Origin of the sequence: Paenibacillus sp. FSL H7-689 (assembly GCF_000517905.1) — a bacterium.
Taxonomy (GTDB): domain Bacteria; phylum Bacillota; class Bacilli; order Paenibacillales; family Paenibacillaceae; genus Paenibacillus; species Paenibacillus amylolyticus.
On record NZ_ASPU01000005.1, the window covers coordinates 124,368 to 138,431 of the forward strand.

The following is a 14,064-nucleotide window of genomic DNA, read 5'->3' on the forward strand; positions in this document are numbered from 1 at the left end:
AACCCTTCAAGCAGGCATCGGTTCATGGGAACGTGGATCTGAATCGCTTGCGTGAAGGGTTTTTCTTGTATGTAGGTGTGAGAGTACGTTCGGGACAACGAGGGAGTTACAGATAAATGACAAATTAAGCATAATCATGCAACAAAGGATAAGATTGAAGCGTTTCATACATGAGGTGATGGAATGAGAAAAAGTATGCTTATCCTATCGTTAGCTTTAATGCTGTTAACTGCCTGTCAGGCAAATGATCCAACAACGGATTCTCCAGTAATCACGAAATCATTCCCAGAAATTATTGAGCCTCATAATCCAGAGCAAGCGGAGCAAAGCGGCGATGTGGTTGTGCTTCATGGAGGCATACGGAACGAAGATAAGTGGGACACATTTATGAAAAATGTGAAGAAAAAACAGCAGGATCAGGTTCGTGTAACGATGTATACCATTGAAGGTGGGCCCATTATCCAGGAATTGATCTATGATGGTACAGCTATTCAATCGACTTACGATAACTCAAGGGATGCCTATGGCTCCAAACAGGGAATGAAGACAGACACCTGCAAAGGGATCGGTACGATGAAGAGTGAGCAGGGACATATTTTTTACGTGTTAACCGGGTGTGAGAAGGAAGAGAACCCCTTTTGGTTGCCTAAGTTGTAAATGAGATGTATCCACATGCAAATTCTTAATAAAAACTGTGAAGCCGAGGCTGGCTATGCAGGTTTTTGTTGCTATTTGAAAGGTGAAAAATCGAGATTTTATCTGTACAAAGCATTGACTGTCCACCACCCTGAATCTCATAACCCAAGTGCACTTCATGATCTGTATAGGTTAGTTTGCATTACGCAGTGAGATGGTAAGCTCATCTACGGTTTTGGTTTGAAGTGGGATGTTAGAATCGGGAAGTGTGGATTCTTCTTTATTAGTTACAGAAAAATAAAGCACAAGTTGAAGTATCAATATGATAAGAGCAATAATGATAAAGATGATGATATTCCTTTTGTTCAATGTGCATCTTCCTTTCAGCGAATAGATTTTTTAATGAAGTGAATTTAATAGTTAATAACCAATTATATCATATTTTGGGTGGTTATATAAATGAAGAGGCTTTGGGTGTTATGTATTTTGATACTCCTATTAACAGGATGTAGTCAGAACAATAGAGAGAAGGCCATTGATTATCTAACGCAAAATCAACGAAATGATGCATCACTCATTGTATTTACCGACCGACCTTCGGAGCGACCATTTATTGTTGAGTTACAGACGCAATTAAATGAAGTGAATAACGAGAATTTGAGGGCAGAAGGCCCAATAACTAACGTAACCTTTTATAATTTCCGTGATGAGAATAAGTTTAATTATGAGAAGATTTTTGGTCTGAAATCATATCCGTACATGATCCTATTCGAGAAAGGCCAGATTACATTGGAGACGCAGGAACCGAAAGAGATCGTTCAGCATTTTAAGGAGAGGTAAGAGTCTACTGAAAAAAAGTTTGATCCTGATGGATCGTCTGAGTTAAACATAAAATATGATCTGTGAGGTCCTACTGAGGAGACAATGAAGCCGTGCTGGCAAGGCAAAGGACAACTATAGCAGGACTCTTGTCTTTTTTATTGGGCTTCCCTCATAGTTATTCGCACACTCTCCGAATGTGCTAAGGACATAGTATAGGGCATATATACTGTGTGCCTTGGCCTAAGGAGATGACCATTTTGAAGTATCTGAACAAGAGGACAGCCACCCTCAACAAATTAAGGCCCAGTCGTTCTACGTCGAAATGCAGAAACAAACACTTGGGAAAACGAAAGAGATGCCATATTATCCGTAGGTCTTATCGGAAAAAGCGCTGCTCACCGAAGCGTCCATTAAGATCACAGAAAATGGCCCGTGACAAAAAAGTCATTGCATTACCGAGAGGGGGAGGCAGCAACCCGGTATGTTGTGAGCCCGGCCCCCTGCTCGCTCCGTTGAGACAACATGAATTGGGGACTGTGAGTCTCCCTGGAACGCAAGGTGTGGCAGGTGTCCAAGGCCCCGCCGGATCTCACGGCGAGCCGGGTCAAACGGGGGTTCCCGGAGCGCAAGGCCCGGTTGGTCCTCAGGGTGAACCGGGTCAAGTGGGGCTTCCCGGAGCGCAGGGTCCTGCAGGCCCTCAGGGTGAGCTGGGTCAATCGGGGGTTCCCGGAGCGCAGGGTCCTGTTGGTCCTCACGGCGGGCTGGGTCAACCGGGAGTTCGGGGAGCGCAAGGCCCGGCAGGTCCTCAGGGTGAATCGGGTCAACGGGGAGTTCCCGGAGCGCAAGGCCCCGCAGGCCCTCAAGGTGAATCGGGTCAACCCGGAGTTCCCGGGGCGCAAGGTCCCGCAGGGCCTCAAGGTGAACCGGGTCAAGCAGGACTTCCCGGAGCGCAGGGTCCCGCAGGTCCTCAGGGTGAGCCAGGTCAACCGGGAACTCCCGGAGTCCAAGGACCAACGGGTCCCCCAGGCGAGCAAGGTCCGCCGGGCACCGTACCCGGAATTGAAATCATTCCTACGGCAAACCGTTACTTCTATTTTCCGGACACCGATCTGGATTTGTCGGCATCGGTTGTAATTCCTGCCACAGAATTCACAAATGACGATGGCGACAGCATAACCGAATTTGCCGGGGTTGGACTTACTAGTTTCAACAATCTTTATATAAACGGGATTGTCCAACCAGGAAACTCATACAGTGTAAGTGCAGAGAGGTTGTTTTTTTCGTCACAAAACGGTGTGATCTTTGCAGGGACACCTATCACTATCGAGATAATTATAATAACAGCCAATATTATAAATGGTTAAAATTGGATTTAGTTGCTGGTTCCTTTGCCTTCACTACTCCCAAACCTACCACATATACTATGTTAGGTAGGAGGTGAGAAACATGCCACTTGTGACACCATTTCAGAACAGTTTAAGATTTGTTGCAACCATTGGTGATGGGACCGGCACTGGGGCAACGTTTGCCATTGCTGCGACTGCTTTTACAAACGACGCTGGTGTAGCTGCAACCGCATTTCCAGGCACCTACAACTACTACAATCTTTATATTAATGGCCTTATGCAAACAGCAGATACATCCTCGGCTACGACGACTACAATTACAATTCCCGGAGGAGATGCATTAAATGATGGGACTCCAATTGTCGTACAATTTGTAGTGTCTTAAAGAAGATTTAATCATGCTGTATTGTTATCTTGTGCGACTTCTATCTGTAATAGAAGTCGTTCTTTTTGTACAAGATACCCAGTCGACTCAACGGCATTCATCCATGCATTAATGTGCAAAAATAGTTACCCAAGGATGTTGCCCAACTACCGGATAACCTCTGAGGAAATGATCCTTCCGTTTGATTCCAATCTTCCTTCCCACTTGTTAAAATTTAGGTACATAAACTAAGGTCAGGTTGGCGGGTGATAAGGAAATGCAGCGAATCGAGGTACATCCCGATCTATTAGAGGAAAAGGCCCGGTTGGTCCAACAGAAGAAACAGGAACTGGAGCGAATGGTCTGGGAACTGGAAAAATCGATCTATATGTTGCAGTCCGATTGGTCTGGTGTGACAGGAGAGCGATTCTTTTGGGATTTTATGCAGGTGAAAGAAGTGTTCCCGACTACACTCGGACTGTTGGACGAAATCCAGAAAGAGTTTACGTTTATAGCAATGAACTTCAGAACAACAGACGGCTCAGGTGAGGTTGCACTGTACATTCCAGAAGAACTAAAGCGAAATTTCGCTGTAGGGCTGCTTGATAAATCAGTAGGAGAAACAGTAACGGGAATGGGCCAGACGGCAGAAGCTCTCTTCGATAACCCGTTCAGTACATTAAGCAGTGTGGCATATGCCATGACAGTGGGCAAAGTTGTAGACGTTGGGCGTGGCATTCAGTTTGCATGGGATACCGCTTGGGGTACGGGAACGGCGAGGTCAGATATAGAGCAATTTGTAGAAGAACAGAAGAAGCAGATCGATGAGAATGGTGCAGGGTATTACGGTGGGGCGATGACGGGACAGGCCCTGGCGTATGTTTTGTTTGGCAAAGCATTTCGTTCAAAGGACGACATTGGGTCGGGCGGAGGCAAGCCTGAGTCGAATAAGGAGAAAGGAAACGACAGGACGGGTAGAACTCATTATTTAGAATCTGTTAATAAGTTTGAGGATCAAATTCGAAATAAACCCTTGGAACACGGGCAATTTTTTGATAAGAATGGTAATTTAATAGGAGAAACGGTTGTTGGTACTGAAAAGTCTATAAATATAAGTAACCATAAAGATGTAGCTAAAGATACGGTATTTACTCATAACCATCCAACTAACGGGCCTTTCAGTCTTGAAGATATAGCCACTGCAATAGATTTTAATATGGCTGAGATAAGAGCTGTTTCTCCAAATGGTACTAATTTGAGTATGAAACGAGGGGCAGAAGGTTGGAAAGAAAATGCAGAAGACATAGGAATTATATTCGCTAATATTCAAAAAGAGCTAAGAAGTGATCTAAAAGCACAAGAATATTTCAAAACTGGTAATAAAGATGCAGTGTGGGATATGCTATTTGACAGAGTTGCTAAAAAAATAGGTGGGGAATATAAAAAACATTAAAAGGTAGGTTAAACAATGAATAAAGATTTTCTTTACACTAAGCCCTATGTTCCCGGGATAATAGACGATACACCAGTGGACCTCGAATCGTGGTTTCTAGATGATTCAAGAGAGAGGATGGAAGAGAAATTAAGAAATATTTCTCTGAATGACCTAATCATTGAGTTAATTAATATATTTAAAGACGGAGACCCGAATTATCAAGTTCTCTTAGGGTTATTAGGAGAAAAAGTGGTTAAGGAGGCTAGAGAAGACAAGATTGTCTATTGTCTAGGTGATATTTTGCGTGCTGATGACGATATAAAGAGAATTGAGATTGAAACTGATGATGAGGGTCTGAATATAAAGAAAATGAACATTTTTGTTATTCCAGCCGCGCTTTTGGTACTTCAAAAGGAGATAACTAGCCTTTGTGCTGATATTCAAACTCAAAAAACAAGCGATTACTTATCAATCTTTATTAAAGATAAGATGATAACCTTATTTTCAATTTAAGAGAGAAGACTGTCATACTAACTTATAATTCTAAGTGATACAGTGAAAAGATGATATGAGTTGCGCACATCTATGCACGATTTAAAGTCATATCATTAAGCACTTCTACCAGACCACAGGTAAAGGTGCTTTTTCCTATGAAATCAAACAACTAATGAAATCTTCCACAGATTGGTCGATAATATAGAAGAAGCAACTTTCAGCTAACATATACATAGAGAACTATCCACAAATCCTAACTCTCGCGAGGTACATTCATGAAACAAGGCATATATGAACAGCTTATCAACACCATCACCAGACAGGAGATTTCGGCGCTGGACCCGGATGTGTATAACATTGGGACCGAGAAGTTGAATGCAGAGGAAGCGCGCAAGCTGCTGTCCACGTATTTGGCGGCGGTAACCCGGCGAGCGCTCAAGATTGTGCGGGAACAGACGGAAGATAAAACGGCAGTATTGGCGCAGATTCGAACGTGTAATGAGATTATTGCTACCTTGAAAGGTACGCTGGGGGAAGAAGAGTACAATGAATTGCAACTGGATGAGCAGGGGGAAGTGTTGACCCATGTGTATTCCAAGCTGAACAGCATTCGTGCAGTCCGGGATACCAAAATCGTTCGTCCAGATACGCCCATCTCCCAAAGTTCTTTATTCACAGGTGCAAAGTCCGAGCCGAGTATGTTATTGGAGTTGCAAAAGGAGATCGTGACAGCCGATCGGATCGACTGGTTGGTGTCATTTATCAAATTCAGCGGACTTCGCCTGCTGCTGGAACAGCTTCAACAGTTCACGGCTAGTGGCGGGAAGCTGCGGATCATCACGACCACCTATATGGAGGCAACCGACCTAAAGGCCATCACTGAACTCAGCAAATTACCTAACACAGAGATCCAGATTTCGTATGATACCAAAGTGACCCGGCTGCACGCCAAAACGTATATTTTCCACCGCGATACCGGGTTCACAACAGCCTATGTCGGCTCCTCTAACCTATCCAACCCAGCGCTGACCAGTGGTATGGAGTGGAACCTCAAGGTGACGGAGAAAGATTCACTCGATGTGCTGCGCAAGATTGAAGCGACCTTCGAGAGTTACTGGAATGACCGTGAATTCACGCGATATGTAGCTGAGGATGAAGGGCATGAGGCACAGTTGAAGGCGGCTCTGAATCGTAAAAAAGATCAGTCCAACCACTTTCACCTCGACATCCAGCCTTACGATTACCAAAAAGAAGTGCTGGAACAGCTGAACGCCGAGCGTACGTTGTATGGACGAACCCGCAACCTGATCGTCGCCGCCACAGGCGTTGGCAAAACGGTCATCTCTGCCTTCGACTACAAGCGATTCCGGGCAAGCCATACGGGAGCAAAGCTGCTTTTTGTTGCCCATCGGGAAGAAATCTTGAAGCAAAGTCGGGACACGTTCCGGTATATCCTGAAGGATATGAACTTTGGTGAGCTGCATGTCGGGAATTACCGAGCAGAGGCGCTGGATCACTTGTTTGTTAGTATTCAGAGTCTTAACTCCATGAAGCTGACGGAGATCACTAGCCCAGACTATTACGATTACATCATTGTGGATGAATTCCATCATGCGGCTGCACCTTCATACCAGAAGCTGTTGTCCCATTACGAACCGAAGATTTTGCTGGGACTCACCGCGACGCCTGAACGGATGGATGGCAAAGACATTACCGCCTACTTCGATCATACGATTGCCGCCGAGATCCGTCTAACCGATGCAATTGACCGCAAGCTCCTGAGCCCTTTTCAATATTTTGGCGTCACCGATACTGTCGATCTATCTCAGGTGAAGTGGTCGCGTAAAGGCTACGATCTGAACGAACTGGAGAAGCTCTACACTCATAACAAAATCCGTGCCAACCAGATCATCCAAAGTCTGAACAAATACGTAACCGATCTGGACGATGTGAAGGGGCTTGGTTTCTGCGTAGGGGTGGATCATGCAATGTATATGGCAAAAATATTTAACGAAGCCGGCATTCCATCCATGGCCCTGCATGGCGGGTCGAGCGAACAGGAACGTCATTCTGCGAAAGGACAGCTGGTGAACGGGGAACTGCGCATGATCTTTGTCGTTGATCTGTACAATGAGGGCGTGGATATCCCTGAGGTGAACACCATCCTGTTCCTGCGTCCTACCGAGAGTCTGACCGTATTCCTGCAACAGTTGGGACGTGGACTACGGATGGCGGATGGTAAAGAGTGCCTGACCGTGCTCGACTTCATCGGGCAAGCGCATCAGGAGTACAGGTTCCAGGATAAATTCCGCGCCCTGATTGGCGCTACCAAACATTCCATCTCGTACTACGTCGAGAACGGCTTTTCGAACCTGCCTCGCGGCACGTTCATTCAATTGGAAAAACAAGCGAAGGAATACGTCATGCGCAACCTCAAGCAGATGAGTCGTAATCGCAGAGCGTTGATCCAGAAGCTGCAAACGTTCCAGCAAGACACCGGACTACCGCTGACCTTGGCTCATTTTGTTGAACATCACGGGATGACACTAGTTGAATTGTATGGTGGACGTACGGGCAAAAGGTATTTCCGCGGCATGTTGGCCGAAGCCGGATTAACAGCACCCATCGAAGATGAATACGAGGAGTACATCCGCAGACTGCCGTCTGTGCTTACGATTAACTCCCGAAGCTGGCTGACGTTCCTGATCGACTTTATTGAAAAAGGCAAAGAAGCAACCACCGCCGATGAACGGCGCATGTTGATTATGTTCTATTACACCTTCCATCGAGCTGCGCCCGAGAAGCTAGGACTGACCAGCATCGAAGAGGGTGTGCAGCGTGTGCTGTCTTGTGAAGCATACCGAGCAGAACTTGTGGATATTTTTAAATATAATCTGGCTCATCTGCGATTTGTGGATAAAAGCAATTCGTTCCGGTACACTTGTCCACTGGATATCCACTGTCTGTACTCTATTGACCAAGTACTTGCCGCCTTCGGTTACTGGAATGCCCAGCAATCACCTGCCTTCCGTGAAGGCGTGAAGTATTTTGCAGATGAACAGACCGATATTTTCTTCATTACGTTGAACAAATCGGACAAAGATTTCTCACCCTCCACATTGTACGAGGATTATGCGATTAACGAGCGTCTATTCCACTGGCAGACACAGAGCAGGGTGTCGGAGCATACAGCTACCGCGCAGCGGTATATTCATCACCGCCAGACAGGCCACCGGATCGTGCTGTTCGTGCGGGAGTATAAGGAGGAGCATAACTATACCTCTCCATTTGTTTTCCTGGGCGAAGCAGATTATGTGAGTCATGAGGGGAACAAACCGATGAGCTTTGTATGGCGACTGCGGGAAGAGATGCCTGCGAAGATGGTGGCGGTGGCGAATAAGTGTATTGTTTGAAGATTATTTGAAAATATAAGTTATATTATAAGTTGGAATGGAGCTGTAAGAAAGTGTGGAGTCAAATTGCGGAATGGTCAATAATATCAAAAATTAGTGGTCTGGGCAGTATAATTGTTTTCATTGGAACTTTAGTTGCTTTTATAAGAAAAAATCAAATAATAACTACTGTAACGTCTACTAAAATCGAGCAATTATTCTTCACTAAAGAAAAGAAGTTATATGTTAGAATGTTTAAATTTTTCATGAATTTTATTTTTTCTGTTTTGTGTAGTTGCCTTATAATTATTTTCTTTTACGAAATTAAAATTAGTTCGTCCATTGTCTACTATATTCTATGGGGAACTATTACTAGTTATGTTGTTCTAATTTATGTATCTTATTTTAAGATAGATGTTTTTGATAGATTACTTCCAAAAGCCAATAAATTTATTGTGGTATCCATAATCTTTATTTTTCATATTGGATGTTTGTTCTCATTTATACCTGGTTTTTTAGTTGCGACAATTTTAGAAAGTCAATTATCTATAAACTTTAATATAATTGAACAGTTGTTAGGTTCTATTATAGCTATTCTTTTAACCATTACCTTCGTGAATATTTGTTTTGTTGCTTTGACAATTCAGACAGCAACGCAACTATTGAAGAAATACAATAAATACTCTGAGGAGTGTTTTTACATTAAGGCTAAGGACAATATAAAATGGTATATCTATTATCCTATTGATAATGAGTATTTTTTACTTGGTAATGAGTTACATATTGAGGAAGCGACAGTATTCCGCACAAAACAACGATCAGAGATACTCTCTGAAAAAATTTATTTTTTAAGATTATTGAGAAACGGAGAAGAATCAATAGATTATCACATATAAAAATCAGATGAATTAATTCAATTACAGGCGGCGCATCATGATTATCTACAGCAGTAACGCATTAGCTTTCCGGGAATCAGTTGATAACAACCAAATTACAGTTCAGATTGAAGAAGCATTCATTAAAGGCATGGGAAAAAGACCTAATCAAGGGGAAGTACGAGCTTGGAACAACTCTATGCAGTTTATGGAGAAAATTATCCGTAATTCGAAGGTAGCAGATGACTGCGGAATATTGATTGAATATAATATTCCTTCTACAAGTAAGCGGATAGATTTTATCATTGCAGGTCAGGATGAACAGAAGAATGATAACTTTGTGATCGTTGAGTTAAAACAATGGGATTCAGTAGAGGCTATGGATCGAGAAGATGTAGTAAGGGCTTTTATAGGAGGTAGGACAAGAGAGACACCGCATCCTTCGTATCAAGCTTGGTCATACAAACAATATTTGAGTGATATGAATGAGGCTGTATACTCTAAAGATATTAACGGATACTCATGTGCATATCTACATAATTACAGAAAAGTTCAGCCTGACCCTCTCCAATATAATCAATATCAGGATATCATCCGTGAAGCTCCTTTGTTTCTAGCTGATGATGCATCTAAACTTCAAGATTTTCTGAAAAGGCATGTAGGTGAAGGAAATGGAGTTAATTTACTTTATTTAATTGAGAACGGTAAGATTCGTCCTTCCAAGAAGCTAATCGATCATATCGATGGATTATTTCAAGGGAACTCTGATTTTGTTTTACTTGATGAGCAGAAGGTTGCATACGAGGCCATTATGAGCCTTGCCAAGCAAACAGATGTAAAACGCACAATCATTGTGCAAGGTGGGCCTGGAACAGGTAAATCAGTGATATCTATGAATGCCCTTGGTGGATTACTTAAAAATAAGTTGAATGTTAAATTCATTGCCCCGAATGCTTCATTCCGGACGGTTATGGTAGAGACCTTGACTCAGCGACAAGCTAGAAACAAAACTAGGACAAAGATGTTATTTACGGGATCAAGTCAGTTTTACAAAGAGCCAGCTGATATGTTCGACGTACTTGTAGTGGATGAGGCGCATCGTTTAAAAGGTAAAGGAGCATATCAATATCTTGGGGAGAATCAGATCGAGGATATCATAAAAGCATCTAAAGTGAATGTGTTTTTCATAGATGACTTTCAACGTATTCGTCCTGAAGATATAGGTTCTATAGACGAGATTAAACGTTTAGCTGCCCTATATGATTCGGAAGTGCATGAATATTCACTAGCAGCACAGTTCCGTTGTTCTGGAGCAGAAGGATTTTTGAATTGGGTTGATGATGCTTTACAGATTCGTCCCACCGCTAATTTCGATGGTTGGGATCAAGATTCTTTTGAATTCAAATTAGTAGATACGCCTAACGAAGTATACGATCTAATCAAAAGTAAAAACGATCAGGGATATAAGGCGAGGATGTTAGCAGGATTTGCTTGGAATTGGACAGCTGATAAAGAAGGTAATCGCAATGGGGAAATTCCGGATGTCACTATTGAAGAACATCGTTTTGCTATGCCTTGGAATGCACGTTCTATATCAAGCACCTGGGCAATTCATGAGAGTGGTATAGATCAGATCGGGTGCGTTCATACATCTCAAGGTCTTGAATTTGATTATGTAGGCGTAATTATAGGGAATGATCTTAAATTCGATTCGGAGAAAATGGAACTTTATTCAGATTATGATGAGTACAAAGATAGAATGGGAAAACGAGGGCTTAAATTTAAGAATGAGGAACTAACAAAACTTATCAAAAATATTTATAAAATTTTGATGTCTCGGGGTATGAAAGGTTGTTATGTTTACTGTCGGGATCAAGAATTGATGAATTATTTATGTAGCAGAGCAAATTCAAAATGATGTGTACCATGGACTGTGCAAAGTAGAGAGAAACCCTATCCGTCCATAAATGGACGGATAGGGTTCGTGCTTTCACATCAATATTCCTTTAATAACATTTTTGGCTACTCGAATATTATCAGGAGAAGAATCTCTTAGCAGTTGTACAATTTCTTTGATTTGTTTCTCATCTTCAGTTACTTCAAACTCTTCTTCTATATAAGCAAATAATTGAATCAAATTAACATCCAAAGATTCAGCGATCTTTGCGAGGTTTACCAAAGAAACATTCTTTTCTCCACGTTCGATCTGTCCTATGTATGAAAAATGAAATCCACCTTTTTCTCCGAGGGATTCCTGTGAATACCCTCTTTCTTTGCGTAGTGCGCGAATTCTGGCTCCGACCAGCTTCAGAACTTCTCTGTCCTCGTTCATGGTATTCACCTCTCTATGTTCAAAAGTGTAGACAAGTTTCCTCAAGGTAAACACCAAACGAAGAATACAAATAATCTAATTGATTACTATATGTATCATTTTATTGTATAATACTGGTATTAACTCTTTGGAGGGATGACAATGGCAAGAAATTGGTCCATAACCGTAGCACATTGTAATCACCAAGTAGATTTTACCCCACGTTTGCAAGACCATGATATCTCCACACAACCTAGTTCCAAACATACTCCTGCTTACCACATGCTACGTACCACAATAATGGCCTACCACCAACATGCTAAGTATCATCTCAAACTTTCCGCCATCATGTGTAATCACAATCAGTTTAAAGCCTGCCTAATTCTATGTGATTGGGCTCTAGCTTCCATGATTAAGGCGCTTTATATCCATAAGTATCATTCAGTTCATCCCCCCAAAGAACTCACCATGAATGAAATCTTGCCTTTAGTGCATACGGACACTGAACTCGGATTGGATATTGCATTGTTCATCGGCACGATGCAACATATGTCATCTTTGGAGGATTGTCCACACGATCAACCACTAAAACTAAACAACATCGAAAGTCTTATTCAACGAACGGAAGAGATATTGGATGATCTATCTGCACGTTTGATGAAGGATTCATCAGAGTAAGATGTTTTTTTAATTGATCATTTGGGTTAAATGTTTGATTTATCTATGTTACGCTTACAAGATGACATCATCCAAATAAAGGATATATGATGCAGAGAATACAAAGGATGCTCTTTGCTTTGCGTCTAGAAAGTAGGTGTACATTTTGAAAAGAGTGATTGCTATCGTGTTTTTCATATTATCTATATTGGAATTGGTTACTCTAATCCTAATTGGTAAAAGCATGATGACTGGATACATGGAACCGAGTACGTTTAGAGGGATAATTTCATTCCCACTAGGCGCTACGTACCTCTCGATCTGGATGTTCTTTTCACGGCAAGAGTTTACCGGAGGACGAGTCGCGGCACAGATCAGTTTTACAGCGGCATTGTTAACGGCGTGCCCGTTGGTGTGTTTGTTAATTATTTTCTGTTAAATCAAGAGATTAAGAAGATTTCCTTTGAATTAGGACCTACGAAGTACGTTGTTGGAAATATTGTTATGGTGAGAAAGGAAAGATTAGGATGTTAGAAGGATGTATATACATCAAGCTTCTGCTAACATGGTAAAATCCTATTTCAAACGCGGAGAATGATATGAGTACAATTAAAGTGACACCAGAGCAACTGTTGTATGTATCCAGACAGATCGAGCAGGGTAGGCAGCAGTTGGAGGGTATACGTAATGACCTGACCGCACGGATCGGATTCATCCAGTCTCAGTGGGCGGGAGCAACACAAGAACGATTTTTCTATGATTTTCAGCAGTCACGTTCAGTACTTGATCGAGCACTGGAAAGTATGGTTAAGTCATCCCAAGATCTGTTCGCGATTGCTGAGAGATTCGAACAAGCAGATCAGGAACAGGTGAGCTTGGGAGCCGTTGCTGGACAGATTGCTGTCCATACAATGATGAACCATAATATAAGTAACACAGAAGAACAACGACGAATGGTATATAACCCTTTGTTTGGAGTTAACATGCCTGCCAGTGAAGCAGAGGATGGGATGCCAGGGCAAAAGGAGTTTGTTAAGTATTGGGAACAGGGTGGTACCTATGAGGAAATGAGGGCTGGGCCTAAGCAACCGGTGTCTAGTGGGGGAGATATATATGATGAACAGATCAGCGCATTTAAGGAAGGTCATCATCCCGTAACTGGAGAATCCATACCTGCATGGCAAGCAGCAGTTTCTATTGGAGGTTTACAGACTGCTAAGCTCGTGTTGGCTTTTACAGGAACGTATAATAGGGGTTATAAGGTTCCGAAAGATGGATCAGTTCTATCAAAATCTAGGTTAGATGGTGTGAGAGAGAGGACTTCTTCTAATAAAAGTCCCACGCCTGAACATGGAACTAAATTAACCAAGGAATCGACTACTGTAATAGGGAATTCGGCGGTTCTAAATACGATGGAATCGAAGTCGAAATTTTACAAAAAAGAGCTAGCGTACGATTGTTCGGAAATTGCAGATGATTTAGCTCATGCGGCAGGTGGGAGAGGCGAGATTTTCACGATTAAATCGAGGACAGAATTAAAGGATATCCAAGTTAAAGAGTATGGGGAGATGAAATCATACGTTTACCATACTGTATATTCTGATGGCAAATATATATATGATCCTCGTCTGACTAGTGATCCCGTTCCTGTAAAGGAATACATGGATACAGTGAGTAGACAGAACAATGGTGATATTGTAGTAAGTAAACGTACTCTCAAATGAGGTGGAT

12 protein-coding genes are annotated in these 14,064 nt (G+C 42.4%); 11 read left to right on the plus strand and 1 reads right to left on the minus strand.

Translation table 11 applies throughout. From position 1 onward, the window contains the following. Positions 1-183: 183 nt before the first annotated feature. The 9 genes from C170_RS29925 to C170_RS03270 all read left to right on the plus strand — a co-directional run bounded on the left by C170_RS29925 (position 184) and on the right by C170_RS03270 (position 11,283). Positions 184-657: a DUF4362 domain-containing protein gene (locus tag C170_RS29925; RefSeq protein ID WP_051446970.1), complete on the plus strand. Its 474-nt coding sequence runs from the start codon at positions 184-186 to the stop codon at positions 655-657. Positions 658-1,095: 438 nt separating this feature from the next. Continuing rightward, the gene (locus tag C170_RS03235) at positions 1,096-1,476 is read left to right on the plus strand and encodes a hypothetical protein (protein WP_036606219.1); all 381 of its coding nucleotides are present in this window, start codon (positions 1,096-1,098) and stop codon (positions 1,474-1,476) included. A gap of 407 nt (positions 1,477-1,883) precedes the next feature. Continuing rightward, a complete protein-coding gene (locus tag C170_RS29930; protein ID WP_162158946.1) occupies positions 1,884-2,822 on the plus strand; it encodes a DUF4183 domain-containing protein in 939 nt (312 codons plus the stop codon). A gap of 82 nt (positions 2,823-2,904) precedes the next feature. Continuing rightward, the gene (locus tag C170_RS03245) at positions 2,905-3,189 is read left to right on the plus strand and encodes a DUF4183 domain-containing protein (protein WP_036606220.1); all 285 of its coding nucleotides are present in this window, start codon (positions 2,905-2,907) and stop codon (positions 3,187-3,189) included. A gap of 256 nt (positions 3,190-3,445) precedes the next feature. Further along, positions 3,446-4,621, plus strand: coding sequence for a WXG100 family type VII secretion target (locus tag C170_RS29935; protein WP_051446972.1), 1,176 nt, complete (start codon positions 3,446-3,448; stop codon positions 4,619-4,621). A gap of 15 nt (positions 4,622-4,636) precedes the next feature. Next, complete coding sequence (locus C170_RS03255) at positions 4,637-5,116, plus strand: hypothetical protein (protein WP_036606221.1); 480 nt, start codon at positions 4,637-4,639, stop codon at positions 5,114-5,116. 257 nt (positions 5,117-5,373) lie between these two features. Next, positions 5,374-8,511, plus strand: a complete 3,138-nt coding sequence (locus C170_RS03260; RefSeq protein ID WP_036606222.1) for a DEAD/DEAH box helicase — start codon at positions 5,374-5,376, stop codon at positions 8,509-8,511. Between the two features lie 53 nt (positions 8,512-8,564). Beyond that, on the plus strand, positions 8,565-9,386 hold the full coding sequence (locus C170_RS03265; protein WP_036606223.1) for a hypothetical protein: 822 nt from the start codon (positions 8,565-8,567) through the stop codon (positions 9,384-9,386). Positions 9,387-9,423: 37 nt separating this feature from the next. Beyond that, positions 9,424-11,283: a DUF2075 domain-containing protein gene (locus C170_RS03270; protein ID WP_036606224.1), complete on the plus strand. Its 1,860-nt coding sequence runs from the start codon at positions 9,424-9,426 to the stop codon at positions 11,281-11,283. Positions 11,284-11,355: 72 nt separating this feature from the next. On the opposite strand, the gene C170_RS03275 is transcribed toward C170_RS03270, so the two are convergent. Beyond that, complete coding sequence (locus tag C170_RS03275) at positions 11,356-11,697, minus strand: helix-turn-helix domain-containing protein (RefSeq protein WP_036606225.1); 342 nt, start codon at positions 11,695-11,697, stop codon at positions 11,356-11,358. A 141-nt stretch (positions 11,698-11,838) separates the two neighbouring features. Here C170_RS03275 and C170_RS03280 point away from each other — a divergent pair, with 141 nt between their 5' ends. Both C170_RS03280 and C170_RS29940 read left to right on the plus strand, forming a co-directional pair. Continuing rightward, a complete protein-coding gene (locus tag C170_RS03280; protein WP_051446973.1) occupies positions 11,839-12,354 on the plus strand; it encodes a hypothetical protein in 516 nt (171 codons plus the stop codon). Positions 12,355-12,932: 578 nt separating this feature from the next. Next, on the plus strand, positions 12,933-14,057 hold the full coding sequence (locus C170_RS29940) for a WXG100 family type VII secretion target (protein WP_051446974.1): 1,125 nt from the start codon (positions 12,933-12,935) through the stop codon (positions 14,055-14,057). Positions 14,058-14,064 lie beyond the last annotated feature (7 nt).

Excerpts from the sequence above, each read along its gene's own strand:
- C170_RS29940 (WP_051446974.1), top strand. The coding sequence starts at position 12,933 with ATGAGTACAATTAAAGTGACACCAGAGCAACTGTTGTATGTATCCAGA.
- C170_RS29930 (WP_162158946.1), top strand. The coding sequence starts at position 1,884 with ATGGCCCGTGACAAAAAAGTCATTGCATTACCGAGAGGGGGAGGCAGC.
- C170_RS03235 (WP_036606219.1), top strand. The coding sequence starts at position 1,096 with ATGAAGAGGCTTTGGGTGTTATGTATTTTGATACTCCTATTAACAGGA.
- C170_RS03280 (WP_051446973.1), top strand. The coding sequence starts at position 11,839 with ATGGCAAGAAATTGGTCCATAACCGTAGCACATTGTAATCACCAAGTA.
- C170_RS29925 (WP_051446970.1), top strand. The coding sequence starts at position 184 with ATGAGAAAAAGTATGCTTATCCTATCGTTAGCTTTAATGCTGTTAACT.
- C170_RS03270 (WP_036606224.1), top strand. The coding sequence starts at position 9,424 with ATGATTATCTACAGCAGTAACGCATTAGCTTTCCGGGAATCAGTTGAT.
- C170_RS03275 (WP_036606225.1), bottom strand. The coding sequence starts at position 11,697 with ATGAACGAGGACAGAGAAGTTCTGAAGCTGGTCGGAGCCAGAATTCGC.
- C170_RS03255 (WP_036606221.1), top strand. The coding sequence starts at position 4,637 with ATGAATAAAGATTTTCTTTACACTAAGCCCTATGTTCCCGGGATAATA.
- C170_RS03260 (WP_036606222.1), top strand. The coding sequence starts at position 5,374 with ATGAAACAAGGCATATATGAACAGCTTATCAACACCATCACCAGACAG.
- C170_RS03245 (WP_036606220.1), top strand. The coding sequence starts at position 2,905 with ATGCCACTTGTGACACCATTTCAGAACAGTTTAAGATTTGTTGCAACC.
- C170_RS29935 (WP_051446972.1), top strand. The coding sequence starts at position 3,446 with ATGCAGCGAATCGAGGTACATCCCGATCTATTAGAGGAAAAGGCCCGG.